This is a genomic window from Peribacillus sp. NPDC058075 (assembly GCF_042885195.1).
Taxonomy (GTDB): Bacteria; Bacillota; Bacilli; order Bacillales; family DSM-1321; genus Peribacillus.
The window spans coordinates 193,318-218,295 of sequence record NZ_JBHVSL010000002.1 but is presented as its reverse complement, the minus strand read 5'-3'; the positions used below and the strand labels follow the sequence as shown (position 1 = coordinate 218,295).

At 42.6% G+C, this 24,978-nt stretch carries 24 protein-coding genes and 1 pseudogene; 19 read left to right on the top strand and 6 right to left on the bottom strand.

Annotated features, from left to right (window positions below):
• The first annotated feature begins 86 nt into the window (after positions 1-86).
• Both ACFVS1_RS18800 and ACFVS1_RS18795 read left to right on the top strand, forming a co-directional pair.
• A complete protein-coding gene (locus tag ACFVS1_RS18800) occupies positions 87-293 on the top strand; it encodes a hypothetical protein (RefSeq protein ID WP_387549696.1) in 207 nt (68 codons plus the stop codon).
• Positions 278-376, top strand: a pseudogene (locus ACFVS1_RS18795) (nuclease-related domain-containing protein); the annotation flags it as partial. The gene ACFVS1_RS18800 and the pseudogene ACFVS1_RS18795, both read left to right, overlap by 16 nt.
• A 40-nt stretch (positions 377-416) precedes the next feature.
• On the opposite strand, the gene ACFVS1_RS18790 reads toward ACFVS1_RS18795, so the two are convergent.
• The 5 genes from ACFVS1_RS18790 to fdhF form a co-directional block, all read right to left on the bottom strand.
• Positions 417-575, bottom strand: a complete 159-nt coding sequence (locus tag ACFVS1_RS18790; protein WP_352923873.1) for a hypothetical protein — start codon at positions 573-575, stop codon at positions 417-419.
• A 569-nt stretch (positions 576-1,144) separates the two neighbouring features.
• Positions 1,145-1,438, bottom strand: coding sequence for a hypothetical protein (locus ACFVS1_RS18785; protein WP_387549694.1), 294 nt, complete (start codon positions 1,436-1,438; stop codon positions 1,145-1,147).
• A 211-nt stretch (positions 1,439-1,649) separates the two neighbouring features.
• Positions 1,650-1,937, bottom strand: coding sequence for a hypothetical protein (locus ACFVS1_RS18780; RefSeq protein ID WP_387549692.1), 288 nt, complete (start codon positions 1,935-1,937; stop codon positions 1,650-1,652).
• A 260-nt stretch (positions 1,938-2,197) separates the two neighbouring features.
• The gene (locus ACFVS1_RS18775) at positions 2,198-2,674 is read right to left on the bottom strand and encodes a helical membrane plugin domain-containing protein (RefSeq protein WP_352923869.1); all 477 of its coding nucleotides are present in this window, start codon (positions 2,672-2,674) and stop codon (positions 2,198-2,200) included.
• A 19-nt stretch (positions 2,675-2,693) separates the two neighbouring features.
• Positions 2,694-5,633 carry a formate dehydrogenase subunit alpha gene (fdhF, locus tag ACFVS1_RS18770; RefSeq protein WP_352923868.1) on the bottom strand — a complete coding sequence of 980 codons (2,940 nt, stop codon included), beginning with the start codon at positions 5,631-5,633 and terminating at the stop codon, positions 2,694-2,696.
• Between the two features lie 333 nt (positions 5,634-5,966).
• Here fdhF and ACFVS1_RS18765 point away from each other — a divergent pair, with 333 nt between their 5' ends.
• The 17 genes from ACFVS1_RS18765 (at position 5,967) to ACFVS1_RS18685 (ending at position 22,782) form a co-directional block, all read left to right on the top strand.
• On the top strand, positions 5,967-6,329 hold the full coding sequence (locus ACFVS1_RS18765; protein ID WP_241593165.1) for a Na-translocating system protein MpsC family protein: 363 nt from the start codon (positions 5,967-5,969) through the stop codon (positions 6,327-6,329).
• Positions 6,330-6,384: 55 nt separating this feature from the next.
• Positions 6,385-7,182 (top strand): formate dehydrogenase accessory sulfurtransferase FdhD, encoded by a 798-nt coding sequence (gene fdhD / locus ACFVS1_RS18760; protein WP_387549690.1) that lies wholly within the window; start codon positions 6,385-6,387, stop codon positions 7,180-7,182.
• 148 nt (positions 7,183-7,330) lie between these two features.
• The gene (locus ACFVS1_RS18755; RefSeq protein WP_387549688.1) at positions 7,331-8,203 is read left to right on the top strand and encodes a LysR family transcriptional regulator; all 873 of its coding nucleotides are present in this window, start codon (positions 7,331-7,333) and stop codon (positions 8,201-8,203) included.
• 156 nt (positions 8,204-8,359) lie between these two features.
• On the top strand, positions 8,360-9,286 hold the full coding sequence (locus tag ACFVS1_RS18750) for an AEC family transporter (RefSeq protein WP_352923864.1): 927 nt from the start codon (positions 8,360-8,362) through the stop codon (positions 9,284-9,286).
• A 159-nt stretch (positions 9,287-9,445) separates the two neighbouring features.
• Positions 9,446-10,468: a Bug family tripartite tricarboxylate transporter substrate binding protein gene (locus ACFVS1_RS18745; protein ID WP_144527576.1), complete on the top strand. Its 1,023-nt coding sequence runs from the start codon at positions 9,446-9,448 to the stop codon at positions 10,466-10,468.
• 57 nt (positions 10,469-10,525) lie between these two features.
• Positions 10,526-10,981 carry a tripartite tricarboxylate transporter TctB family protein gene (locus tag ACFVS1_RS18740; RefSeq protein ID WP_387549685.1) on the top strand — a complete coding sequence of 152 codons (456 nt, stop codon included), beginning with the start codon at positions 10,526-10,528 and terminating at the stop codon, positions 10,979-10,981.
• A gap of 18 nt (positions 10,982-10,999) precedes the next feature.
• Entirely contained in the window at positions 11,000-12,526 is a 1,527-nt protein-coding gene (locus ACFVS1_RS18735; protein WP_241593176.1) for a tripartite tricarboxylate transporter permease, read from the top strand.
• Between the two features lie 78 nt (positions 12,527-12,604).
• On the top strand, positions 12,605-14,197 hold the full coding sequence (locus ACFVS1_RS18730; RefSeq protein WP_352923861.1) for an ATP-binding protein: 1,593 nt from the start codon (positions 12,605-12,607) through the stop codon (positions 14,195-14,197).
• Complete coding sequence (locus tag ACFVS1_RS18725; RefSeq protein ID WP_387549682.1) at positions 14,197-14,901, top strand: response regulator; 705 nt, start codon at positions 14,197-14,199, stop codon at positions 14,899-14,901. The genes ACFVS1_RS18730 and ACFVS1_RS18725 overlap by 1 nt, the downstream gene beginning before the upstream one ends.
• Before the next feature lie 275 nt (positions 14,902-15,176).
• On the top strand, positions 15,177-16,220 hold the full coding sequence (gene desA, locus ACFVS1_RS18720; RefSeq protein WP_352923858.1) for a Delta(5) desaturase DesA: 1,044 nt from the start codon (positions 15,177-15,179) through the stop codon (positions 16,218-16,220).
• 102 nt (positions 16,221-16,322) lie between these two features.
• Positions 16,323-17,444, top strand: a complete 1,122-nt coding sequence (locus ACFVS1_RS18715) for a sensor histidine kinase (RefSeq protein ID WP_387549679.1) — start codon at positions 16,323-16,325, stop codon at positions 17,442-17,444.
• A 12-nt stretch (positions 17,445-17,456) separates the two neighbouring features.
• Positions 17,457-18,065, top strand: coding sequence for a response regulator (locus ACFVS1_RS18710; RefSeq protein WP_387549677.1), 609 nt, complete (start codon positions 17,457-17,459; stop codon positions 18,063-18,065).
• A 97-nt stretch (positions 18,066-18,162) separates the two neighbouring features.
• Positions 18,163-18,684 carry a peptide-methionine (S)-S-oxide reductase MsrA gene (gene msrA, locus ACFVS1_RS18705; protein WP_352923855.1) on the top strand — a complete coding sequence of 174 codons (522 nt, stop codon included), beginning with the start codon at positions 18,163-18,165 and terminating at the stop codon, positions 18,682-18,684.
• A gap of 692 nt (positions 18,685-19,376) precedes the next feature.
• On the top strand, positions 19,377-20,072 hold the full coding sequence (locus tag ACFVS1_RS18700) for a response regulator transcription factor (RefSeq protein WP_387549675.1): 696 nt from the start codon (positions 19,377-19,379) through the stop codon (positions 20,070-20,072).
• Entirely contained in the window at positions 20,069-21,430 is a 1,362-nt protein-coding gene (locus tag ACFVS1_RS18695) for a sensor histidine kinase (RefSeq protein ID WP_387549673.1), read from the top strand. The genes ACFVS1_RS18700 and ACFVS1_RS18695 overlap by 4 nt, the downstream gene beginning before the upstream one ends.
• Before the next feature lie 65 nt (positions 21,431-21,495).
• The gene (locus ACFVS1_RS18690) at positions 21,496-22,038 is read left to right on the top strand and encodes a PepSY domain-containing protein (protein WP_352923851.1); all 543 of its coding nucleotides are present in this window, start codon (positions 21,496-21,498) and stop codon (positions 22,036-22,038) included.
• Between the two features lie 261 nt (positions 22,039-22,299).
• Entirely contained in the window at positions 22,300-22,782 is a 483-nt protein-coding gene (locus ACFVS1_RS18685; protein ID WP_352923849.1) for a tetratricopeptide repeat protein, read from the top strand.
• Positions 22,783-23,008: 226 nt separating this feature from the next.
• Here the strand turns inward: ACFVS1_RS18685 and shc are convergent, their stop codons facing one another.
• The gene (gene shc, locus ACFVS1_RS18680) at positions 23,009-24,904 is read right to left on the bottom strand and encodes a squalene--hopene cyclase (protein WP_387549670.1); all 1,896 of its coding nucleotides are present in this window, start codon (positions 24,902-24,904) and stop codon (positions 23,009-23,011) included.
• Positions 24,905-24,978: the final 74 nt, after the last annotated feature.

The window sequence follows — 24,978 nt, the reverse complement described above, 5'->3', positions numbered from 1 at the left end:
AAAATCGATAAATCGTAAAATTCGCAGATAAACTGTACAATTTCCATCATTTGCTGTAGAATCCTTTTGAAAATAGGATTGGAGAGATGAAATTGATTGTAAAAAAGCGAACAGTTCCTCTTGCCGTCCGCAAATTACGTGCATTAGCGTGCAAGCTTCCTCCGAGTCACCCTAAAGTTCCCTTAATCATGAACGATCTCAGAAAAAGGGAAGCGGGCTATAAAGGGGAATGTTCCATTGATTTTCCATTAAGCTTTCTTGAACCGAAAGCTATTTCATCTCCCACGATTTAAGGCTTCAGGATCAATCCCGATTTTTTCAACTGGATACCTTATTAATCTCCAAGAAATATGCGCTTATTATTGAAGTGAAGAACATTGCAGGGTCGATCTATTTTGATCCGCATTTCAATCAGCTCAATCGAACGATAGAAGGAAAAGAAACGGCCTTTCCAGATCTCCCATCATACAAGTCAGCCGCCAGGAATCACAATTGACCAATTGGTTCTTGAAAAATGGCTTTCCCTCACTTCCCATCCTTTCATTGATTGTCATCAGTAATCCCCAAACAATCATCCATACGGCTCCTGAAAATCATGAACTCCACTATAAAGTTATCCATCGCGATGCACTTCCCGCTAAAATTAATCAAATAGAGCATTCCATAACAGAATTCAATTTTAGTGAGAAAGATTTGAAGCAAGCAATTCACGTAATGAATAAACTCCACACCGATGCGGACTTTTCCATTCTGGAACGATACAATCTTACCGAAAAGGACCTGATAAAAGGAGTGTTATGTGAGAATTGCAAGGGGAATCAGTTATTTAGAAGGCATGCACTTGGATTTGCCCTCTATGCCAATTATCCAGTAAAAAAGCACATATCCCGGCTTTACGAGATTATTTTTATCTATTAGTCTCGACCATAACGAATCAGCAGTTGGGGGATTTTTTATGCATTTCATCTTCATCCAGTGCAACGAGGATTTTGCAATCATTGAATCTGACAAGCAGCGGTGTGAATAAGGGAAGGGTGTAGAGCCTGTATTTTGATGAGTGATTTCTGGGTAATCTTGCCTTAATTATTACTCACACTACCTTAAAAAAAGGAATAGTTTCTACACTATTCCTTAATATAAAAAATCATTTCTCTGTATTTACATCAACATTTTGGAAATCCTCCAAAATAATATCTATTACTGGAAAAACTCCATCCGCTTGATAAGCTAATAAGATTTTTTTTACTGAGGCCATATGTAATTCTTCCATTTCCATATTTTTTATATCCGCCATTTTTTTTCTCATTTCTTCCTTTGTGGGATAATTTTTTGTGCCGTAAACCCACATGAAAAATCTATCTAATTCACTAACCTCTTGCTCTGTAAAGCCATGTGATAATAACTCATAATACCTAGATTTTAAATGCCATACTATCATGTAATTTAAAAAATGCATGCTTCAATAAAAACAATTCAAATTCTAATTCCTTAATTTTTTCTTCTTGATTCATTAAATCATCCACTCCAATGCTAATCTTATCCAATACGCTACACTTTCAGCAGTTGTTCGTTTTACTTTTGCAGCAACTAAGCCATTACGAACTTGATCTTGTACTGTTTTCCAAGCTAATGATTCATATTTTAACAATTTATTTAGCAGCATCATTACCAATCCATACTCTGGCAGTTTTAACTATTTTCGCTTTATTATTAAGAGCTTCTTTAATTGCTACTTTTACTACCTTTGTCGAACCAGCCGCTGGCTGAATTCCTATAGGAGTAGTAGGTTCTTGTACGTTCTCATTTTCACTCACTGATGTAGAAGTAGAAGTAGAAGTAGAAGTAGACGCAGAAGCAGTTCCGATTCCAATCCCACTAAGTATTAAAATACCAGACAATAAAACTAATAGAATCTTAGAAAAAATATTTGTTTTCAAAAGAATTCCTCCTCAAAATTTAGTTAATTAGTAACAACTTCACCCTAACATTAGTGTGAAAATATATCCGTATAAATTTACTATTATATAAAAAAATATAAAATATTAGGATTTAATACCCATTTTTATCAAAAAAACATGCCTAGTATAATAGTTGTAGGTAATAACAAAATAAGAGGGTCTTCTCTTTTTATACAAGTTCGTAATACGTGATAAAAAAAAGACTCAAAAGAAGCTTCTCTTGAGTCTTTGTGCCGAGTCTATTCTTTTAATTCCTTGCCCATCCCCTTAAGGAAGTGGACGCCAAAGCCGATTGCTCGGTTTATGTCTGGGTCATTCAATGTTTTCATTAAATCCAGAACGCCGATCTTCTTATCGGCCTGAAGGAATTTGTTTCCTTCATCGATTCCTGCAAGTGCACTGTTAAGCAGTTTCGTGGATTGTGCGGCATCGGCGTTCATCAAGGCTCCTGTTGCTCCCATAAGGGTATTGATCAGGTTTGTGACAGGTTGCCTTGTGACTTGTTGGAGTGCGATTTTGGCAATTTGTTCTTTTCCTTGAAGCATGGAGGTCGCGGCTTCGAATACTCCTGAGTCATTCAGTTCATTGACGATTTTAAACATATTGTTCAATGCCTCTTCATTATCGGTGATCAGCGTTTTAAGTTCTTCCAGCTTTTGTAGCTTTATCTCATCCTCAGTAATGGGATTATGGATTTCCGTAATAGGCGCTGCCATGATCTTCACCCTCCTTGTTTTATTTATCCGTTAAGTGAACATAACCTGGACGGGCCCACTTACGTTCAACTTCGACACCATTTTGAGGATGGCGTTTTTTGTTCCGTGGATTGGTGCCCGGTAATGGAATGTCTCCGCTCGCGCTTAATACTTCCATGCGGACCATCGTCTGTTTGTAAGCAGGCGTGCTTGTGCGTTGATCATAGATAGGACCAGTCAGGAAGTTGATGGCAGAGTCTTTATCGACGGAGTTCATCGGTAAAAATAGCTCATTATTTTTAACGCGGTCTGTGATCAGGGCTTTTAATTTAACGGCCCCGAATGGAGACACTAAGCGAACGAGTCCGCCATCACTGACTTTACGTTCTTTGGCTAGTTCCGGTGAAACCTCAACGAAAATATCAGGTACTTTCGATTGGATTCCGTTGGATTTGTTCGTCATATTGCCTTCATGGAAATGCTCCAGCATGCGTCCATTATTGATATGAAGGTCATATTCTTTCGGGAATTTATGCGGCTCCACCCAGTCAGCCAGTGCAAAGCGGGCTTTCTTATCAGGGAAGTTGAAGCCATCCACATAAAGAAGCGGCGTGCTTGAACCATCATGGCTTCCCCATAGGAAGCTGTTCCATCCTTCCAGCACCTCGTAATTCGCTTGGCTGAATATCGGTGATAAGCTTGCCATTTCATCATAGATTTCACCAGGGTGAGTGTAGTTCCAATTTGCACCTAAGCGGTTGGCGATCTCCTGAGTGATTTCCCAGTCCGCCTTAGAATCGCCCATAGTGGGAAGGGCTTTATATAAACGCTGTACACGGCGCTCCGTATTGGTGAACGTTCCGTCTTTTTCAAGAGATGGAGCTCCGGGCAATACTACGTCGGCATATTGGGCTGTCCTTGAAAGGAAAATATCCTGGACAACAAAGAAATCCAATCCGGATAACACTTTATCAACATGGTTTGCATCCGCATCAACAAGTGCCATATCTTCACCTACAAGATACATGGCTTTCATGTCGCCTTTTTCTATCGCTTTAAGCATTTCAATATTGTTCATGCCTGGTTTGCCATCGATTTTCACTCCATAAGCTTTTTCGAATTTAGCACGTGCCACGTCATCGGTAACATGCTGATATCCTGGAAGCCATGTTGGAAGGGTGCCCATATCGCAAGCGCCCTGTACATTGTTATGGCCGCGAAGCGGATAAGCTCCTGCCCCTGGGCGACGGTAGTTACCTGTAGCTAATAGCAGGTTGGAAATTGCAGCCGAAGTATCGGAAGCACCGGTGTTTTGTGTAACGCCCATTCCCCAAAGAATGCAGGTTCCGTCAGCATCGCGAATAGTTTCAGCTATTTGGATCAATGTTTCTTTTGAAATACCTGTGTGTGTTTCTGCATATTCCAGGGTATATTTCTCAAGTACTTCTTTATAATCGTCGAAGAAGTTAACATTTTCATTGATGAATTCTTGATCATGCCAGCCTTGATCGATCATATATTTTGTAACCGCCATCAACCAAACTTGGTCCGTTCCTTGTTTTGGACTGATATGGATGTCGGAGCGCTCGGCCATTTCGTTTTTGCGGATGTCAGCTACGATCAGTTTTTGTCCGTGAAGCTTGTGTGCCCGTTTTACGCGTGTCGCCAGTACGGGATGGCCTTCTGCAGGGTTAGCCCCAACGATGATGACAAGACCTGCTGCGGCGATATCTTTGATCGTACCGGCATCTCCGCCCATGCCGACTGTACGGAACAGTCCGTCTGTTGCCGGGGATTGACAGTAACGCGAGCAATTGTCGACGTTATTCGTTTCGAACATTTGCCGTGCCAGTTTTTGAATTACATAGTTTTCTTCATTCGTGATCTTGGATGAGGAAATGAAGCCTACTGAATTACCACCGTATTGCTGTTTGATCGAACCAAGTCTGGATGCAACCAAATCAAGTGCTTCATCCCAGCTTGATTCAACGAATCTACCATTTTTCCGAATCAGGGGCTTGGTCAAACGTTTTTCCGAGTTTACGAAGTCCCAGCCGAATTTCCCTTTGACACATGTGGATATCGCATTGACGGGTGCTTCATGAGTAGGTTGGACTTTAAGGATTTTACGGCCTTTTGTCCAGACTTCGAATGTGCATCCTACCCCACAGAACGTGCAGACCGTTTTTGTCTTCTTCGTCCGTGTATCACGCATTGCCGCTTCAATCTCCGAAATGGCAAAAATCCCGCTGTAGCCAGGCTCCACTTCTTTGACAAGGTCTATCATTGGTTCTAGCATATCGTTTTTCAAACCTGACATGAAACCAGCCTCACCAAGCATCGATTTTTCCATTAATGCATTACATGGACAAATGGTTACACACTGGCCGCAGCCTACACATGATGAGTTATTGATTTCCGTTCCTTCATCCCAGATTACCCGAGGGCGTTCCGCTTCCCAGTCGATGGACAGCGTCTCGTTGACCTGAAGGTTTTGGCAGACTTCAACACATTGCCCGCATGCGATACATTGATTGGCATCGTAGCGGTAAAATGGATGGGACATATCGACGGCACCCAATTGCACTTTCGGTGTATAAGGATATTTTTGGTGTTCAATTTCCATTAATTCTGCTGTGTTATGCAGTTTGCAATTTCCGTTATTATTATCACATACAGTACAGTATAAAGAATGGTTTTCCAGGATCCGGTCCATGGCTTCGGTTTGGGCTTCTTTTGCTTTGCTTGAGTCCAAGGCAATATCCATGCCGCTTACTGCTTTTGTCGAACATGATCGGACGAGTTCCCCATTAACCTCGACGATGCATGTGTCGCATGTTTGGATCGGATCCACTTCAGGAACATAACAAATCTGTGGATGAGCCATCTCATTTTGGTTGATGACCTCCAGTATTGTTGCTCCTTCATTAGCGGTATAATCCTTCCCGTTGATTTTGATGGTGATGTTTGATTCGCTCATTATATTTCCCCCTTTTATAGCCAAAAAGACGCAAAAAAACCACCATGATTACACCTCCGTCTCTGAACGGAAATGTAGGTCATGGTGGAATAGTTTAATAGCAAAGCTTGCCAATATACCAATCCATACCATAATGGATAATTTTAAAAAAGATAGGACACAACAGTACACTATTATGCTCCCAACTTTCATCATTGATATTATACCTTTAATTAGTAAAAGAAACAATGCTGGAAAGAGGGTATCATTCCCAAATTCCTTTCGTTTTTCTTCGCGTTGATTTATGATAAGAAAATTGAGAACTTAATTTTCTTGAATTGGAGTGACGCAACGGTGTCAAAAGTTATCCATGAATTCAATGATATGATTCGTAAGCTGCGCAAGGAACTATTCGGTAAAGGACCAGAACGCATACACACGGTTTTCGTGGAAAATATGGCCGTTTCCACGTTATATGGAAATTTGACTCCTACGGAAATGTTCATATCAAGATCGGAGGAAGGAAGGGATATGGTCCACTCTGCACGAACCAAAATGGTTCAGGATGTGTATTCGGAGAGTCCTCCGGATGGAATGGAAGAACTGGTTGGAGCTAAACTGCTCCATTTGTTTTCAGATATCAAAATCAAAGAGAACATAGCGATTTCCGTATTCGTATTTGATAAGGATATAGCGGACAAACTCAACGGGCATTGACCATGTTCCTTACATATTGGTCAATTGGCTCCTGGATAGTAAAAGGAGTGGGAAGATGAAAGCGATTGAAAGCAAGAGGGACATTATCCGGATAACGAAAGGCAGCATCGAGCGGACGGAAGATACGATCGTATCGGAGTATCCCGTCACTGTCAAAATAAATGGCCAGGAATTCGTCACGATGGTTTGTACACCCGAATACATCGAGGATATGGTGATCGGTTATTTGGCTTCGGAAGGCATCATCAAAAAATATGATGAGATAAAAGAAATCTGGGTCCAGGAAAAAGAAGGCTTTGTTCATGTGAAGACAGATAAAGTGAATCCCTACTTCCAGGACTTTCAAAATAAGCGGTATATTACATCTTGCTGCGGAATGAGCAGACAAGGTTTCGTCTTTGTGAATGATGCATTGACTGCCAAGAAAATGGATCATGTTTCGGTGAAGCTGACTCCTGATGACTGCTTCCGCTTGATGAAGGATTTACAAAATTCCGCCGTCACCTTTCAGAACACGGGCGGAGTCCACAATGCCGCTTTATGCGATGTCGACGGCCTCGTATTAAGCAGGATGGACATCGGACGGCATAACGCATTGGATAAAATATACGGCCATTGCCTGAAAAATGGTATTTCGATAGAAGGGAAAGCTATCGTGTTCAGCGGCCGGATTTCATCGGAAATTCTCTTGAAGGTGGCGAAAATCGGCTGTGAACTGATACTCTCGAAATCCGCTCCAACCGAATTGGCCTTGGAGTTGGCTGAAGGATTGGGAATCACCACGGTCGGATTCATCCGTAATGATTCAATGAATATCTACACATGCCCTGAAAGAATTCAATTGAATGAATGAGCATCATTCGCTTAAAAGGTACTTATCGTAAAGTCCTTGCCAGCATGGCTTGGGCTTTTTTTGTACTTGTAAAAGGATATATCCAACAAACCTTTTATGGTACAGTTTGGATAACACATTCAAGGAAATGCGTATCGGGGGAAGGGCTATGAATGAAAGGGATTGGCATATTTTAAAGGTGTTGCATGAGCATAAGAACATTACTAAAACGGCGCAAAGTCTATATATATCGCAACCTTCTTTAACAAAACGAATCCAACAAATAGAGAAGGAATTCAATCTGAAGATTGTGGAGCGGGGAACAAGGGGAGTGCAGTTCACCCCTCAAGGGGAATATTTGGCCAACTGTGCAGATGAGATGCTGATCAGGCTGCGGCAGATAAAAGAGACAGCGTTCAATATGGGTCAGGAGATCAGCGGGACATTAAGGCTGGGTGTTTCCAATTATATCACGCTGCATAAATTGCCTGGCCTGTTGAGATTATTTCGTGAGCGATATCCTAAAGTGGATTTCCATGTGACCACTGGTTGGAGTAAAGAAGTACAGAACCTCATTTACAAGGAAGAGGTGCATGTAGGGATCGTTCGGGGGGACTATCAATGGGCAGGATCAAGGCACCATCTTTTTAAGGAAACGATTTGTATTGCTTCCAAGGAAGAAATCGAAGCCCGGGACCTGCCTTTCCTGCCGAGGATCGATTATGGGACGGATGCTTTTTTGAAAACGATGATCGATAATTGGTGGAGAGACAATTTTTCAGGACCTCCTTTGGTTGGGATGGAAGTGGACAAAGGTGATACATGCAAAGAAATGGTCAGGAATGGCCTGGGCTATGGCATCCTCCCCAGTGTTTTATTGGAGAAAGACCAAAATCTCCGTCAAATGGACCTTAAGGATAAGCAAGGTAATCCCCTTATTAGGAATACGTGGATGTTATATCATGAAAAGTCGCTGGAATTAAAACTGGTCAAAGCGTTTGTCGAGTTTGTCAAAGGCGTCGATTTCATGAGTGATATTTAACTGGAAGCGCAGAAATTTCTGTGCTTTTTTTTGTCATACCTTTTTTGAATGGATAACGATAATTTATTGGTATTTTAATTATGGTTATCCCGGGATTATGATAGATGGGAGATGTAAATCATCAGGAATTTGCCTAAGGATTGGAGTGGAAGTTAAGTGAGTGTCCTGTTTCTAATCGTATTGAATGTCATTGTGCCGGTCTTTTTCCTAATAGGGGCTGGGGCCATCCTGCATCGTAAATTCAAGTTGGATATGAATACGCTGTCTAAATTGAATCACTTCCTGCTCATGCCGGCCATTAGCTTTGTCAATATCTATCAAAGTAAAATGGGCGGGGGGATGATCGTCCAGATATTCAGCTTCCTTGCTCTTCAAGCAGTAAGCCTCATCATCGTGAGTACAGTGATTGCTAAACTTGCCAGGTTTGATCAAAGTCTATCTGCCACGTTTAAAAATAGTGTAGTCCTGAATAACTCAGCCAATTTCGGGTTACCCGTCAGCCAGATGGTTTTCAATGGGAATCCTCTTGGCCTGTCGATCCAAGTCATCGTGATCATTTTTCAAAACCTGTTGACCTATACCTATGGATTGATGAATTCCGTTTCCGTCCATACAAAAAGTGCGAAGGGCGCCATTCGCGAATTCTTGAAGAACCCCGTCATTTATGCTTTATTACTCGGTTTTCTATTACATTCCGCTTCTTTCGACATTCCGCTGTTCTTATGGACCCCGATTGAAAATATCTCGAGTGCTTTCATAGCCATTGCCTTGATTACATTGGGTGCACAGAGTGCCTATTTGAAAATGACGCAATTTCCGCTTCCGCTTATCCTTAGCCTGATTGGCCGGTTAATACTCTCGCCATCCATCGCATTCCTGATCATCCTCATGCTGGGCCTGGAAGGAACTGTCGCCCAAGGATTATTTATCGCAAGCTCATTTCCAACATCGAGAAACAGCGCATTATTCGCTTTGGAATATGACAACCATCCGGAGTATGCGGCACAGGCAGTCTTGATGTCGACTTTATTCAGCAGTATAACGGTAACGATGGTCGTATATCTATCAAAAATACTATTCTAGCAGGGCTGCTCTTAGTGGGCGGGCCTTTTTCCCATGTTTCCCAATAAAACTTTATGAACATTATAGAGGTTATGGAATTTATGCATCTTAGGTTAATAATCAAAGAAAAGGGAGATATTTTTGTAGAATTAAGAAAACGCTTTCAAAAGGAGGATTATTATGTTTTCTCGTAAAAAGATTTCAGCGGTCATATTGGCGGGTTCGTTAGCTTTAAGTTTAGGTGCATGCAGCAGTTCGGATACATCAGGAGAAAAGAAAGAAAGCACCGGCTATCCGAAAAAAGCCATAACGGTCGTTGCTCCATCGGGTGCAGGCGGGGGATGGGATTTAACCGCCCGTTCATTTACAAAGGTTCTGAGCGAGACAAAATTGGTGAACCAGCCATTGACCGTCGAAAACAAACCCGGTGGCGGGGGCGCAGTCTTCATGGCGGATTATGCAACACAGCAAGCGGATAACAATGACATGCTGTTCGTGAATTCACCACCAGTCATCATCAATAACCTTAAAAAAGAAGGCAACAGTCCTTATGGATATAAAAATACGACCCCTTTGGCGCAGCTGACAAAGGATTATGGGGCGATAGTGGTAAAGGCCGATTCCGAATTCAAGGATTTGAAATCAGTGCTGGAAGCGGTGAAGAAAGATCCGCGTAAGCTGACCTTTGCGGGAGGATCAGCTCCTGGATCAATGGATCATTTGATTTCCATTCTTCCAGCCTATGAATATGGCTTGAATCCAACTGAACTTAAATACGTTTCGTACGACGGGGGCGGGGAAGCGATTACGGCATTGCTTGGCGGTAATGCAGATGTAATCGGAACGGATGCATCCAGTGTCAGGGAATTTTTAAAAGCAGGGAAGATTAGAGTGTTGGCCGTAACCTCGACTGAACGTTTGGGTGGCGATCTTAAAGACATACCGACGGCAAAGGAACAGGGTGTTGATGCTGAATTCACGATTTGGAGAGGCGTGTTTGGACCTCAGAATATGTCTGATGAAGCGAAAACATTTTGGGACGGAACCATTGCAAAGCTAGTTGAAACTTCTGAATGGAAGAAGGAAGTGGAAGTTCAAGGATGGGAACAGGAATATAAAAATAGTGAAGAATTCAGCAAGTTTTTAAAAGAACAGGAGAAACAGGTGCAGCAATTATTAGAAGCTTTAGGCATGGAAAAATAATCGGGAAGAAGGGGGTGCTTTCACCTTCTTCTTATTTTCTGAAATGGAGGGATTGTGATGGATGTTAAATTTGATCGCTTTGCATCTGTAGCCTTTCTGGCTGTCGGAGTGCTGTTCATGATAGGAAGCAGGAAGCTGGCCAGTTCTTCTTATGGAAGTTCGGTAGGACCGGACATTTTCCCTTTTGTATTGGGGCTCGTTCTTGCTGTTTTAAGTATTCGCCTATTCTATGAGGCATTTCGGAGCAAGGTGCAGGAATCGGGTAAGGGAAAGCTGGAATATAAACCTTTTATCATCATTCTGGTCTCCACCTTGATTTATATTTTGACATTGGAAACGATAGGATATGTCATTACGACCTTTCTCTTTTTGTTTGTTTGCTTTCAAACGATGGAACGGAATAAGTGGGTGACATCGCTCATCATTTCCGCAGGATTTTCCGGAATCATCTATTATTTATTCGTGAATGTTTTAAAGGGAACATTGCCGGGTTGGCCAATCTGGTTTTCATAAAAGGAAGGAGGATGTGAAGTGGGCACTTTTGATTATTTGATGCATGGATTTGAAACAGCACTAACTTGGTATAACATCCTTTTTGCATTTGTCGGAGTATTGATCGGTACGGCTGTCGGCGTTTTGCCGGGAATCGGGCCGATGAGCGGCGTGGCTCTTTTAATTCCGGTAACCGCTTCGATAACGGGGGGACTTCCACCAGAGCAAGCGGCAACAAGCGCCATCATTTTACTTGCAGGTGTTTATTATGGAGCGATGTATGGAGGGTCGACAACTTCAATCCTATTGAATACACCTGGCGAATCTTCCTCTGTCGTCACCACATTGGATGGTTACCAAATGGCGAAAAAGGGAAGGGCCGGGAGTGCTTTATCGATTTCAGCAATCGGTTCCTTCGTCGGAGGGATAGTCACCCTTATCGCCATGATTGCCTTGGCTCAGCCATTATCGACGATTGCGATTAAATTCGGTCCGGCTGAGTATTTTTCGCTCATGCTTCTAGGGTTGGCGGCCGTCAGCGGCCTCGCGGGAAAATCAGTAACCAAGGCACTGATCATGACGGTTTGCGGTTTGTTGATCGGGACGATAGGCATCGATAATGTATCCGGGATCGCCCGTTTTACATTCGACATTCCTTGGCTGTATCAAGGGGTCGAATTCCTGACGATCGCAGTCGGTCTATTCGCACTTGGAGAAGTATTCAAGACAATTTTGGAAAAAGAAGAGGATGACGGGGAAATTGCAAAAATCAAAAATTTGATTCCTTCCAAAGAAGAATTCAAGGAATCCGCGGGTCCCATTGCGAGGGGTTCGCTCTTAGGTTTCTTTGTAGGGATCCTGCCGGGTGCAGGGGCTACTCTTGCTTCTTTCTTCTCATATCTTATGGAAAAACGGATTTCAAAAAAACCCTGGAGATTTGGTACAGGCGCAATCGCTGGGGTGGCTGGACCTGAAACGGCCAATAACGCGGCATCTGGCGGAGCGATGATTCCATTATTGACGCTGGGAATTCCGGGTTCCGGTACAACGGCGATTTTAATGGGCGCGCTCATGATGTACAATGTTCAGCCAGGTCCATTATTATTCGAAGACCATCCTCAGGTGGCTTGGGGGCTTATCGCCAGTATGTTCATCGGGAATCTGATGCTGCTCATCCTTAATCTCCCGCTCGTTAAGGTTTTTGCGAAAATCATAGAAACGCCAAAGAAATATTTGATTCCGATCATTATCGCGATTTCCATTTTTGGCGTTTATGCGGTACAAGTATCGACTTATGATTTATTGCTATTACTAGGATGCGGGGTCTTGGGATATTTCTTAAGTAAAAATGATTATCCAATCGCACCGTTGGTATTAGGACTGGTTTTAGGACCGATGATAGAAAACAATATGCGCAGGGCCCTGACGATATCCGATGGGGATTACAGTTTGTTTTTCACTCGTCCGCTTTCCCTGACATTCCTGATCATAACGGCATTATGGCTGCTCATCCCGGTTTTACTCAAGAAGAGAGGGAAGGATGTTGTCATCAATGTTGAAGGTTAACTTTTATTTTCTGAATGTTGCGAAAAACCCCTTTTTTAATGGGGTTTTTTTTTATATGATGTAAGAAGAGGTGATTGAATGCGTTTACACACCAAGTTGATGCTGGGCATCTGTACGTTAATCATCTTAATGGGTGGAATCTTTGAAGTTATTTTTATAAATATCCTGGAAAATAACCTGAAGCAGGAAACAGGGGAAAAAGCATTGTCGGTTGCCCAGACCATTTCTTTGCTGCCTGAAATTAAACAAGCTTTCCGAACGGATAATCCTTCTGTAATCATCCAGCCCATAGCGGAAAGGGTTCGCAGGCAGATCGATGCGGAATTCATAGTAATAGGCGATGAGAATGAAACTCGGCTGTCCCATCCAAATCCCGACATGATCGGGAGGAAAATGGTAGGGGGGGATAACGCCGAAGTGTGGGATGGAAAATCCATCATCACGGAGTCCACTGGGACATTGGGTCCTTCCATAAGAGGGAAATCCCCGATAATCGCAAATGAAAAAGTCATTGGAGTCGTCTCTGTTGGCTACCTTCAGGATGATATTGAGAAAGAAGTGTCCAGTATACAAAGAAAGATTGTCTGGATCATCTCTTTTATATTAATCGGCGGTTTATTGATAGCCTTTTTCATTTCATTCAATATAAAAAAGGCGATATTGGGTCTGGAGCCAAAAGAAATCGCCTGGATGTTTCAAGAGAAGCATGCCATTTTGGAATCCATTCATGAAGGCATCATTGCCATTGATGTTCATGGGAAAATCACGGTCGTCAATGAAACGGCGCATAAAATCCTTCATATCCCTAAGGACGTCATGCTTCGCGGGCAAAAAATCGAAGAAGTCATAACGCATACACATTTGCTTGATGTAGTCAGCACGGCACGGGCCGAGTATGATCAGGAATTCATGTTTGACGGTGAAGTTTTTTTGGCAAGCCGGATTCCCATTTTGAATGGACAGGGTGAAATCATCGGTGCCGTTGCAAGTTTGAGAAATAAATCGGAACTATCGAATCTCCTTCAGGAACTGTCACATGTAAAGGCATATGCAGAGGGGCTGAGGGCCCAGACGCATGAATATTCGAATCGGCTCTATACTCTTCTAGGACTGATTCAACTCGGTTCATATAAAGAAGCGATGGATTTCATATCGAAGGAAGTCGATGTCACCCAAGGCTTCATTCACTTTCTAATGAAGGAAATACCTGATCCGATCATTGCTGGGTTCATCTTAGGGAAGGTGAGTTTAGCGAGCGAGCTGAAAATTGATTTTACCATTGATAGAGAGAGCAGTTTTAAAGATATTCCGTCTGAAATAGATCGGGATTTATTAGTGACGATCATCGGCAACCTCATCAATAATGCCTTCGAAGCTGTACGGGAAAACGGTAGGGAGGAAAAAAGGGTATCGTTGTTTGTCACGGACTTGGGTAAAGAGTTGATCATAGAGGTTGAAGATAATGGAAAAGGGATGAATTCAGATGTTACCGAACTGATTTTCCAGAACGGCTTTTCGACGAAAAGCCATCAAACCAATTCAGGTATAGGTTTGAGCCTTGTTCAGGAAGCGATAGAAGGATTAGGGGGGTATATCACTTTTTCGACAAAAGAAGGGGAATATACGATTTTTACTGTAGCACTGCCAAAAAACAGAGGGGTGATTTCATAATGGCCAATCGCGATATAGAAGTTTTAATCGTAGAAGATGACCTGCGGATTGCCGAAATACAAAAGCGGTTCATCGAAAAGCTTGAAGGGTTTCAAACGATCGGGATCGCCTCAAGCTATGACGAAGCTAAAAGCTTCATTGAAATCATGCAGCCGGATCTATTGCTGCTCGACATGTATTTTCCGGATATGAGTGGACTTGATATCCTGAAAGAAATCAAGCAGCAGAGCAAACAAATGGATGTCATCATGATTACGGCAGCTAAAGAAATCGAAAAAGTCCAGGAAGCCATCAAGATCGGCATATTCGATTATATTATCAAGCCTGTCGCATTTGAACGTTTCAAGCAGTCTCTACTCCGATATCAAGAGTATCATATAAAACTGGCTGAATTGGAAAAGGGCAATTTTCCCGTAACACAGCAACAGGTGGATAAGCTTTTGCGAAAGGAAATGAAAGAAAAAGAGCGGGAACAAACTTCATTGCCAAAAGGGATCGATCGGATGACTTTGGAGAAGGTGATGGTTGTGTTGGGGAAATCCTCCCCGGGGTTAACTGCCGAAATAGTGGCAAAGGAAATCGGTGTGAGCAGGACAACGGCAAGGCGTTATCTGGAGCACTTGATGTCAGAGGAAAAAATTGATGCCGATTTAACATATGGCACGGTGGGACGTCCTGAACGTGTTTATGCCATCAAGATATGAATGGGTTCGCCAAGCGGCGAATCTTTTTTTATGGATTGAATAAATGTAAGGCTTTTTCTTGGAATCAGATTGATGGGAATTCACCGTTTTTTAAGTGTGAAAATGGTGAATGAGGAAAAAATACGTGTGAAAAGTGTTGAAGCAGACAAGGATATGACAAGTGTCATGGGCGGAATTTGACGTTTATGACTATAGAAAATCGGTTATTATTTCTATACTTAAAGTAGAGATGCATGCATAATCAATCCATTCCTATATTCTTAGAGGAGGAAACCATGAGTAATCATAATCAAAAACAATTGAGAAAAGATGTTGCCCCTTTTGAAAAATCCAATACTAAATCAAGCGTGAAACAGCTCATAAATACATTTCCGCCATTTTTCCTGTTATGGTTCTTAGCTTATCAGAGCTTAACCATCTCATACTGGCTGACCCTTGCATTTGCCGTACTGGCTTCAGGGTTTGTAATCAGGATTTTCATCATCTTCCATGATTGCTGTCATCAGTCATTTTTTAAAAGCAGGAAAGCGAATGACATCCTGGGTACGATCAGTGGAATCGTCACATTATTTCCGTATGAGCAATGGAAGCATAGTCATTCCATACATCATGCAACGAGCAGTAATTTAAACAAACGCGGTACAGGAGATATTTGGGTCATGACCGTTGATGAATATGTGGACGCTTCATTCTGGGGACGTCTAGCATACCGTTTATATAGAAATCCGATCGTCATGTTTGGATTGGGTCCGTTTTATCTATTCCTTGTATCGAACCGTCTTAATAAAAAAGGCGCTAAAAAGAAAGAACGCAGAAATACATATTTGACTAATGCCGCAATCGCAGCGATATATGGTCTTTTATGCCTCGCTATCGGATGGCAGGCATTCCTGCTGATTCAGGTACCGATTCTTTTTATATCGGGATCATTGGGCATCTGGCTGTTTTATGTACAGCATCAGTTCGAAGATTCATATTTCGAAGAGGAATCTGAATGGGATTATGTGAAGGCTGCCATCGATGGAAGTTCTTATTATAAACTTCCAAAGGTTTTGCAATGGGTAACTGGTAATATCGGTTTTCACCATGTGCATCACCTTAGTCCAAGAGTGCCAAACTATAATCTGGAAAAAGTTCATGAATCCACCCTGCCTTTGCAGCAGGCAACGACAATCACCATTCGTTCAAGTTTAAAATCACTTCGCTTCCGCCTTTATGATGGTGAAAACAAGACGTTTGTCAGTTTTAAAGAGATTAAGGAACGTCTAAATGAAGCAAAATCAAAAATGGAAATGAATAATGATCGTCCAAGTCTGTAAAAAAAATAATTCTTCATCAAAAAACCATTCGAATCCCATTGGATGGTTTTTTGATGAAACTCCTTAGTATATACTAGGATAAAAAGAAATAGAGGCGGCGCCATGCAAAGTTGGTATCATATCTTTCCGAAAAACACAGGGCTGAGCCCTTATGTCTGGATCATTTTTTGTATCCTTCCTTTTTATTTCATCTTCAAATCCTCTTCGATGTTGGAGATAGTCTTTGGAATCGTCATGATCATATTGTTTTTCATATCTTATGGTCTCTCATTCGTTTCGAAGGGATGGCCCGTATACGTATGGACCGCGATACAAATAATCATTTCCATATCGATGACCATATTTTTCAGCTACATTTACTTTTCACTTTTTTTAGCATTCTTTATTGGGAATGTTCAAAATAAGGTTGGCTTTTTCGTATTATATTCGATCCAGCTATTGGCTACCATCGTGTCTGTCAATATTGGCTTCATCATGAAAGACCCTACATTCTTTTCGCAATTTCCCTTTATGCTCATTTGTGTGGTAGGCGTGATCCTGCTCCCTTTCAACACGTATAATCGGAATAAACGGGGCATGCTGGAAGAACAATTGGAGGACGCTCATAAAAGAATATCAGAGCTTGGCAAAATGGAAGAGCGTCAGCGGATTGCCCGTGACTTACATGATACACTTGGACAAAAGCTGTCTTTGATTGGCTTGAAAAGTGACCTCGCAGGTAAATTGATCGATTTGAATCCGGAGACGGCCAAGAAGGAAATCAAGGATATCCGTCAAACGGCGAGGACGGCACTCAAGGAAGTACGTGAAATGGTGTCGGAAATGCGTGGGTCCAAGCTAACCGATGAAATTATCCGGGTAAAGCAAATATTGAAAGCGGCAGAGATAGAATTCTATTTGGAAGGGACCACGGAATTGCAGGATACCCCATTGCTTGTTGAAACGGTTTTGAGCATGTGCTTGAAGGAGGCTGTGACCAATATCGTCAAACATAGCGGTGCCGATTGCTGTCATATCGTCATCGAGGAATTACAAACAGGTGTGACGATCACAGTACAGGATAATGGAGTGGGGCTTTCACATAAATCAGAGTATATTAAAGGCAATGGACTTCAAGGAATGAAAGAAAGGCTAGAATTTGTTAATGGGAGCCTGGATATTCAATCAACAGAGGGAACGACACTTTATATAAGGGTTCCGAATGCTATAAAAAATAATGGATAGGTGGGATTAACCTTGATTCGAATCGTAATTGCCGAAGATCAGCGGATGCTGCTTGGCGCGCTAGGTTCCATCCTTGATTTGGAAAGTGATATGGAAGTTGTAGGAAAAGCGAGCAATGGGGAGGAAGCGATGAATCTCGTCAATCAATTAAAGCCGGATATCTGCATAACCGATATTGAAATGCCAGTTAAAACCGGGCTCGATGTAGCGGAGGAGATCAAGGAAAAAGGCCACCAATGCAAAGTCATCATTTTGACCACCTTTGCACGTCCTGGGTATTTTGAAAGAGCCAGAAAGGCCGAGGTAGGCGGATATCTTCTGAAGGATAGCCCAAGTGAGGAACTGGCGAATTCGATCCGTGTCATCATGGATGGGCGGCGTGTTTATGCTCCTGAGCTGGTGGATATGGCTTTCGAAGAAGAAAACCCATTGACTGAACGAGAGTGCCAAGTGCTCAAATTGATTGCAGATGGCAAGACGACAAAGGAAATCGCAAGCCAGCTTTATCTAACCAACGGAACGGTTCGCAATTACATTTCGGTCATCCTTGATAAATTGGATGTAAGCAACCGTGTTGAAGCGATTGTTAGATTCAAGGAAAAGGGCTGGTCAAAAGATTAAAGGTGAATCCCTGGCGGCGTGCAAATCAATAAAACACTGTGCAAGAATTGAAATATGGTATATTAATTTTTATTACATACAGGAGAGGATGACCATTATGCAAAAGGCTACATTTGCTGGAGGCTGTTTCTGGTGCATGGTGACACCATTTGAAGAACAACCGGGGATTGGGGGAATCGTATCCGGTTATACGGGAGGGCATGTTGAAAACCCGACTTACGAGGAAGTGAAGACGGGAACTACGGGACATTATGAAGTCGTGGAAATTACTTTCGACCCTCAGTTATTTCCTTATGAAAGATTGCTGGAGCTATATTGGCAGCAAATCGATCCAACCGACGATGGCGGTCAATTCCATGACAGGGGAAGCCAATATCGGACGGCCATCTTCTATCATGATGAAGCTCAAGAAAACTTGGCTCTTGAAGCGAAAGAAAAGGTAGCCGCCAGCGGGAAGTTTCAGAAACCAATCGTAACGGAAATCCTTCCGGCCCAAACCTTTTACCCTGCCGAAGAATACCATCAAGGCTATCATATAAAAAACAAAGATGATTATAAAGCGGACCGTGCGAAATCGGGACGCGATGAATTCATTGACCAGCATTGGAACGGTCAATGAACTGGATCATTATTAAACGATCCAGTTGATTTTAGAAATCCGCCCCCTTTCTGCCAAGCGCATCAAAGCAAGCGCCTGTGGGGTCTTGACTAGCCAGTTTTTCTGCAGGAGTGTCGCATATTTCTTCAATCAAATGAGGTACCATTAAACAATTAAAGACCCAAAATGCAACCATTTCTTAATCAAAGTCAGGGATGAGACCAGACTACAGTCTTTTCTAAAGCAATACAGTTGATTGGAACGGAAGGTACGAAGACTCCTGCGGGAAAAGCGTGTTCAAGGGAGACCCCACAGGCGCAAAGAGCGCCGAGGAGGCTCCCGGACCGCCCGCGGAAAGCGAGTGCCTGGAGAGGAAATCAACGCTCTGGCTGTTATCAAAAAATCGGCTCTCTTTTCTTTGACTGTCTGCCAAGCCAGTTATTCGGGCTGAGGCCGTTCCGAACCCCATTTTGTCGAAAAACTATGATTATGGAAATATTCCATAGTCTTTTTATTATGGTTAACCGTTATTTAGATATGGGGAATCTCTATATGTGTCTGGCATGGACCATGCACATCCGGTTCTTTTTTTGACCTTTTTTAAAGGCACAAAAATTAAAGTCATTATTTCATCGGATTTTCATGCGGAGGGGTCAATTTCTCATGATATTTTCATATTTCTTCAGTACACTAAGGGGTAGGTGGTGATGATCATGAATAAGAGAATTTTAATAATAGAAGATGAAGAAAAAATAGCAAGGGTCCTCCAGCTGGAACTAAATCATGAGGGTTATCAGACCGAATCGGCTTTTACCGGAAAGACAGGTCTGGTAAGGGCAGAAGCCGAAGAGTGGGATTTAATCTTATTGGATGTGATGCTGCCCGAGTTGAATGGCATAGAAGTACTTAGGCGTTACCGGAAAAAGAATGGATCGACACCGGTCATCCTTCTAACCGCAAGGGATGCTGTGCCAGACAAGGTGAATGGCCTGGACCATGGTGCGAATGATTATGTAACGAAACCGTTTGAAATTGAAGAGCTGCTGGCACGGATCCGTGCTTGTTTTCGTACCAATGTATGGGAGAGCCAATCCGAAGGTGAAGTGGATGAACTAAAAATCCATGATCTGAAGTTAAACCTTGGTACAAGGGACATTCACAGGCAAGGCAATAGGATTGAGCTGACTTCCCGCGAGTTCGATTTGCTGGTTTATCTTTTGCAAAATAAAAATCAAGTACTTTCGAGGGAGCAAATCCTGACCCATGTATGGGGATATGACTTTGCAGGGGATACGAATGTGGTTGATGTGTATATCCGTTATTTGCGCAAAAAAATAGATTATCCCTTTGACCTGCAGCTTATCAATACTTACCGCGGTGTAGGTTACAGCTTGAAGGAGCCAGTATGAAGATTCGGACGAAAATCCAATCGTATTCCAGTCTTTTTTTAAGCGTCATGCTTATCTTGTTGAGTATCATCGTTTTAATCGCCTTTCTTTGGATATCGGTGGAAAGGGAACGGGATTTGCTTGAAGATCAAGCTTCATTAATCGAAGAAAATATGCTGACGAAAGATTTGATTTCCAGTGATTCCGATTTAATGGAACCGTATATCCCTGACGATGGAATGGTGCGGATATTCGACACGGATGGAAGGTTGGTAAAATCATTTACGGATGAAGAGGACCTTAAGGGGCTTGCGGTTAAAGCCATCAACGAGAAAGGATATGATTTTTCCAAAGCTGACGGGGAATATGTATTGACCTACCGTTATCCTTATCCTTATCCTGATGAAGGGAAGAAGCTAGGGGTGATCGAGGTCACACAGCCGCAGGATACCCTTCTTGATAATTTATCGACGCTTGCCCTCGTTTTGGCCGGTGCATCCCTTTTTGTCATTATTTTATCCATTCTTGCGGGTAAGTGGCTGGCCAATCTGATTCTCAAACCGATATCGATCATGAGCGGAACGATGAAGGATATTGAGAAAAGCGGAGAATTCAAACGGATACCACTATCGGATCAATCAAAGGACGAGCTGCAGGTGATGGGGGAGGCATTCAACAGAATGATAGAAAGGCTGGAGCGGAATTATAACCGACAGCAGCAATTCCTTTCAGATGCTTCCCATGAATTGAAAACACCGATTACGGTCATAGAAAGCTACTCCTCTCTATTGAAACGCTGGGGAATGAAGGATGAGGCGATTCAGGAAGAGGCAGTGGAGGCAATCCACCATGAAGCCATCCGGATGAAAAAGCTGACGGAGCATCTTCTGCAGTCTGCCTCCCAAACGGAACGTTCAGCTGATGTGGAAGGGGAAATAGAACTTATTTCGTTTTGTGAGGGGATTGCCCAAACATTCAGAAGGACGGGAAATCGTGAAATAACGATAGAATCAGAGTTTAAAGAAATATATGCAATGACCGTTTCCAGTAAGCTTGAACAGGTGATGGTCATCCTATTGGACAATGCAATAAAATACAGTGAATCAAGTATACAAATCATGATAAAACGGCAGGATAATGAAATTCTTATCGGTGTGAAAGATCACGGCGGAGGAATATCACCAGAACATCTTCCCCATGTCTTTGAGCGTTTTTATCGCGTGGATTCATCGAGGGCAAGGAAAACGGGAGGCAATGGACTCGGGCTTTCCATCGCCCGGACGCTTGTCGAGTCATTCGACGGTAAATTGGAGATTCAAAGTGAGGTGGGAGAGGGAACTTTGGTGACTCTTACTCTTTCTCATCAAATTCTAATCTGACGCTCATGTTCATTTCATGAAGGATGCTTATTATTAAGGTAACAACTTAAAGGAGGAATTCATTCATGAAAAAACAGTGGAGTACGATTAAAGAAGGTATCATACAAAGGAAAAAGGTAATCATGACGGTGTCCATCGCTTCCGTATTGCTTTTCGGCGGTGCTGCCGGAACGGCGGTATATGCAGTCAATAAGGGGAACCTATCCGAGGATGAGGCTGTCAAAATGATTTCAGAAAAACTAGGAGGGGAAGTTACTCAATTTGAAAAGGATTGGGACCAGCCGATGACCTATGAGATGACCGTTAAAACAAAAGAAGGCTATCAAGACGTTGATGTCGATGCTGAAAAGGGAGAGATTCTTTCTCAGGAGATGGAAGACGATGACGAGGAGGATACACAACAAGCCGTGGAAAATGCAAAAGTCAGCAGTGATCAAGCTGAAAAGATTGCCTTGAAAGCAGTGGATGGTCAAGTAACGGATATGGAGCTGGATTCAGAGAATGGCACACTTGTGTACGAGCTGGAAATAAAACAAGGACAAAAGGAATATGATGTTGTGGTGGATGCAACCACGGGTAAAGTATTGAAAAACCAGCTGGATGATTAATAAGCAATATGTGATATATGAATGAACTTGAACTGAAATGTATGAGAGGATTTGCCAAGTGGCAAATCCTTTTTTTAGTTGCGATTATGAATCTCAAGCGAAATGAGGAGGAAGGAAGAAGCATTCGATTCAAGAGGCGTATGGGTAGAGGAACCAACATGTAGCTGATGATACTCTTAAAACATCTGCGGTTATAAAGGGATTTAAAAGAAGAAACGCGAATAGGGGCAATAAGGAATCTTATACAATGGAGGATTGATTATGGGAAATTTGGAAGAGGCACTGTCACTAAGGGGAAAGAAAGAATTCGAAAAATCCAATCGATTATTGATGGATCTGGCAAAGCAAAATCCGGGGGATGCAGTCATACAGTATCAGTGTGCCTGGAGTTTGGATATTCTCGGGCTTGAGGTAAAGGCGGTGCCCTATTATGAAGCGGCACTCAAATTAGGTTTGCCAAAGGAGGATGCAAAAGGGGCCTACCTAGGGTTGGGGAGCACATATCGCACCATTGGGGAATATGGAAAATCAAGACAGACACTGGAATCCGGGCTGACGAAGTTTCCTGAGGATAAGGCTTTAGTGGTATTCAGGGCCATGGCATTTTATAATTTGGGCCAACATGATCTTGCAATGGAGTCTTTATTGAAGATAATTGCCGAAACCTCGAGTGATCGAGAAATCCAATCTTATGCCAAGGCCATAGAATTTTACAGTGATAAGCTGGATAAAGTTTTTACATAAAAGTGATCATCCCCAAACTATCCACAAAGCCTGGATAAAACAAGTCATTTCTACATATCCAAAATGAATGAATCAACAAAAAGACAGATAATTTCTTGCATTTAGCACGATTACGGGTAAGTGAATGTGGATAACCTCGGATTGTGGATAACTTCACAGTGTTATTCACTACTTTTCCACAGGTAATCCACATATTCACTTTTAATATGATAATAAACACTGGCAATTAAGTCTTCAGGAATTTTTTATGGTAATGACTTAAGGCTAAAAGGGGATAAATATAGCGATAGCTATGATAATGAATATACAAAAAATCTGCCATTCCCTGGCCTGTAGGATAATCATTGGTCCAGCTTTCTTGTTGACCTGCACGGATGAGATAGGCAATGCCTTTTTCAATCTCGGCTGTCGGCTTTTCTGATGCCGATATCAACGCATCCACAGCCCATGCTGTATGTGTCAGTGTGCTTGTTCCGAGGGGGATATATCGCTGCTTGATATCACTGTAACAAGATTCACCCCAGCCGCCATCTTCATTTTGGATTTTCTTCAACCAAGATAAGGCTTTTTGTATGGATGGATGTTCAGTGGCTTGCCCCGCTGCCTTCATGCCGGTCAGTGCAGACCATGTACCATATAGAAAGCAGATGCCCCAGCGCCCATACCAGGAGCCATCACGCTTCTGGTCTTCCAATAGCCAATCCACCGCTCTTTTACTGACTTCCTCCGGCTTCTTCATATTTGTATAGTTCCCCAGGAATTCCAGCGTTCTTCCTGTCAGATCAGCGGTAGAAGGGTCAGTCAGGAGATATTTCGAACCCTCTATAGGAAGAAGCTGCAGCCATTTATGGTCGTTATTGCGTTCGAAGGCTGGAAATCCACCATCATCATTTTGCATGGATATCGTGAAGGAGACACCGCGCTGCCAGCTGTCCCGATTATCCGGTTTTGCTTGCAGTTGCTTTGCCAGCGCCCGCAGTGAAGCGGTCGTATCATCGACATCCGGATTCATGGTATTTAAATCCGAGAACCCCCAGCCGCCTGGAATCGCGTTAGGATTATGGATCAGCCAATCTCCATACATATAATGCTGGCGTGACAATAAGTATTGATTGGCGGTCTTGACCGCTTTGTCTTTGGAAGGTATGCCCGCTTCTTGAAGGGCGTAGCTTATTAAGGAGGTATTCCAAACATGGGGCGTCGTGAACTGGATATGTGTGTGTCCCTCAATGGAGCAGGCCATCCCCTTCAGGCCGGCCATGGCCTTTAGAATCACTGGATCTCTTTTCGAATATCCGATTGAAAGGAGGGCAAAGATCATGAAAAAGGTAGAACCGAAATAATTATACAGTGTCCCGTCTGGTTCCAGCCTGTCGAGCATGAACCTTTTCGTTGAATCCAAGGCTAGGGAATGCAAATAATCCGGATAACCAATCAAGGTTTTGACGCCTGTTTGAAGTTTAGAGAAAAAGGAACGAAATTCTTCGGTACGATACTCCTCCCACATATGCTCTTCTGATCGGTCCTCCCTTGTTTGAAATAGATCTTTTAGACTTGGCGTGTCTTGGGTCTTGATTTGAAACCTTTTATGGCCAAGCAATAGCAAGGGAATCATGTTGACCCGTCCATATACTGAAAGATCATAAATGCTGACGAAAAAGGTCGGAGGCAGTAAGACCACTTCGAGAGGAATGGGGAATAGGCGAGGCCATTGATATTGTCCGGTTACGGTAAGCATCATTTTCGTTAACATTTTGGCCTGTTTGATGCCGCCCTTGGAAAGAATGAATTGTTTGGCTTTCCTCATATGGGGGTGATTCTTATTGCGGAGTCCGCTAAAAAGAAGGCCATAGTAAGCCTCGATCGTAACTGTAACATTGCCGTCCTTCTCGTCGTGGAAAAGTTTCCATGAACCGTTTTCGGTTTGCTTGCTTTCGATTCTTTTTACTAAACCCTCTATAAGAGGAGTGTCTTCCATATCTAAAATTTTCAATAATATGATCATATAAGCATCTGCCGTTATCCCGGTGTCGAAGGGATAATTCCATGAACCATCAGCGGATTGGTCTTGTTTCAAGCGATGAACAAGGCGGTTGATTTCCAATTGTACATGTTGGTTCAATGACTTTCCTCCTCAAAAAACACATTTTCCGTTTATATGTATATTCAAAACTTGCCGTTGCATTCAAGAAATCA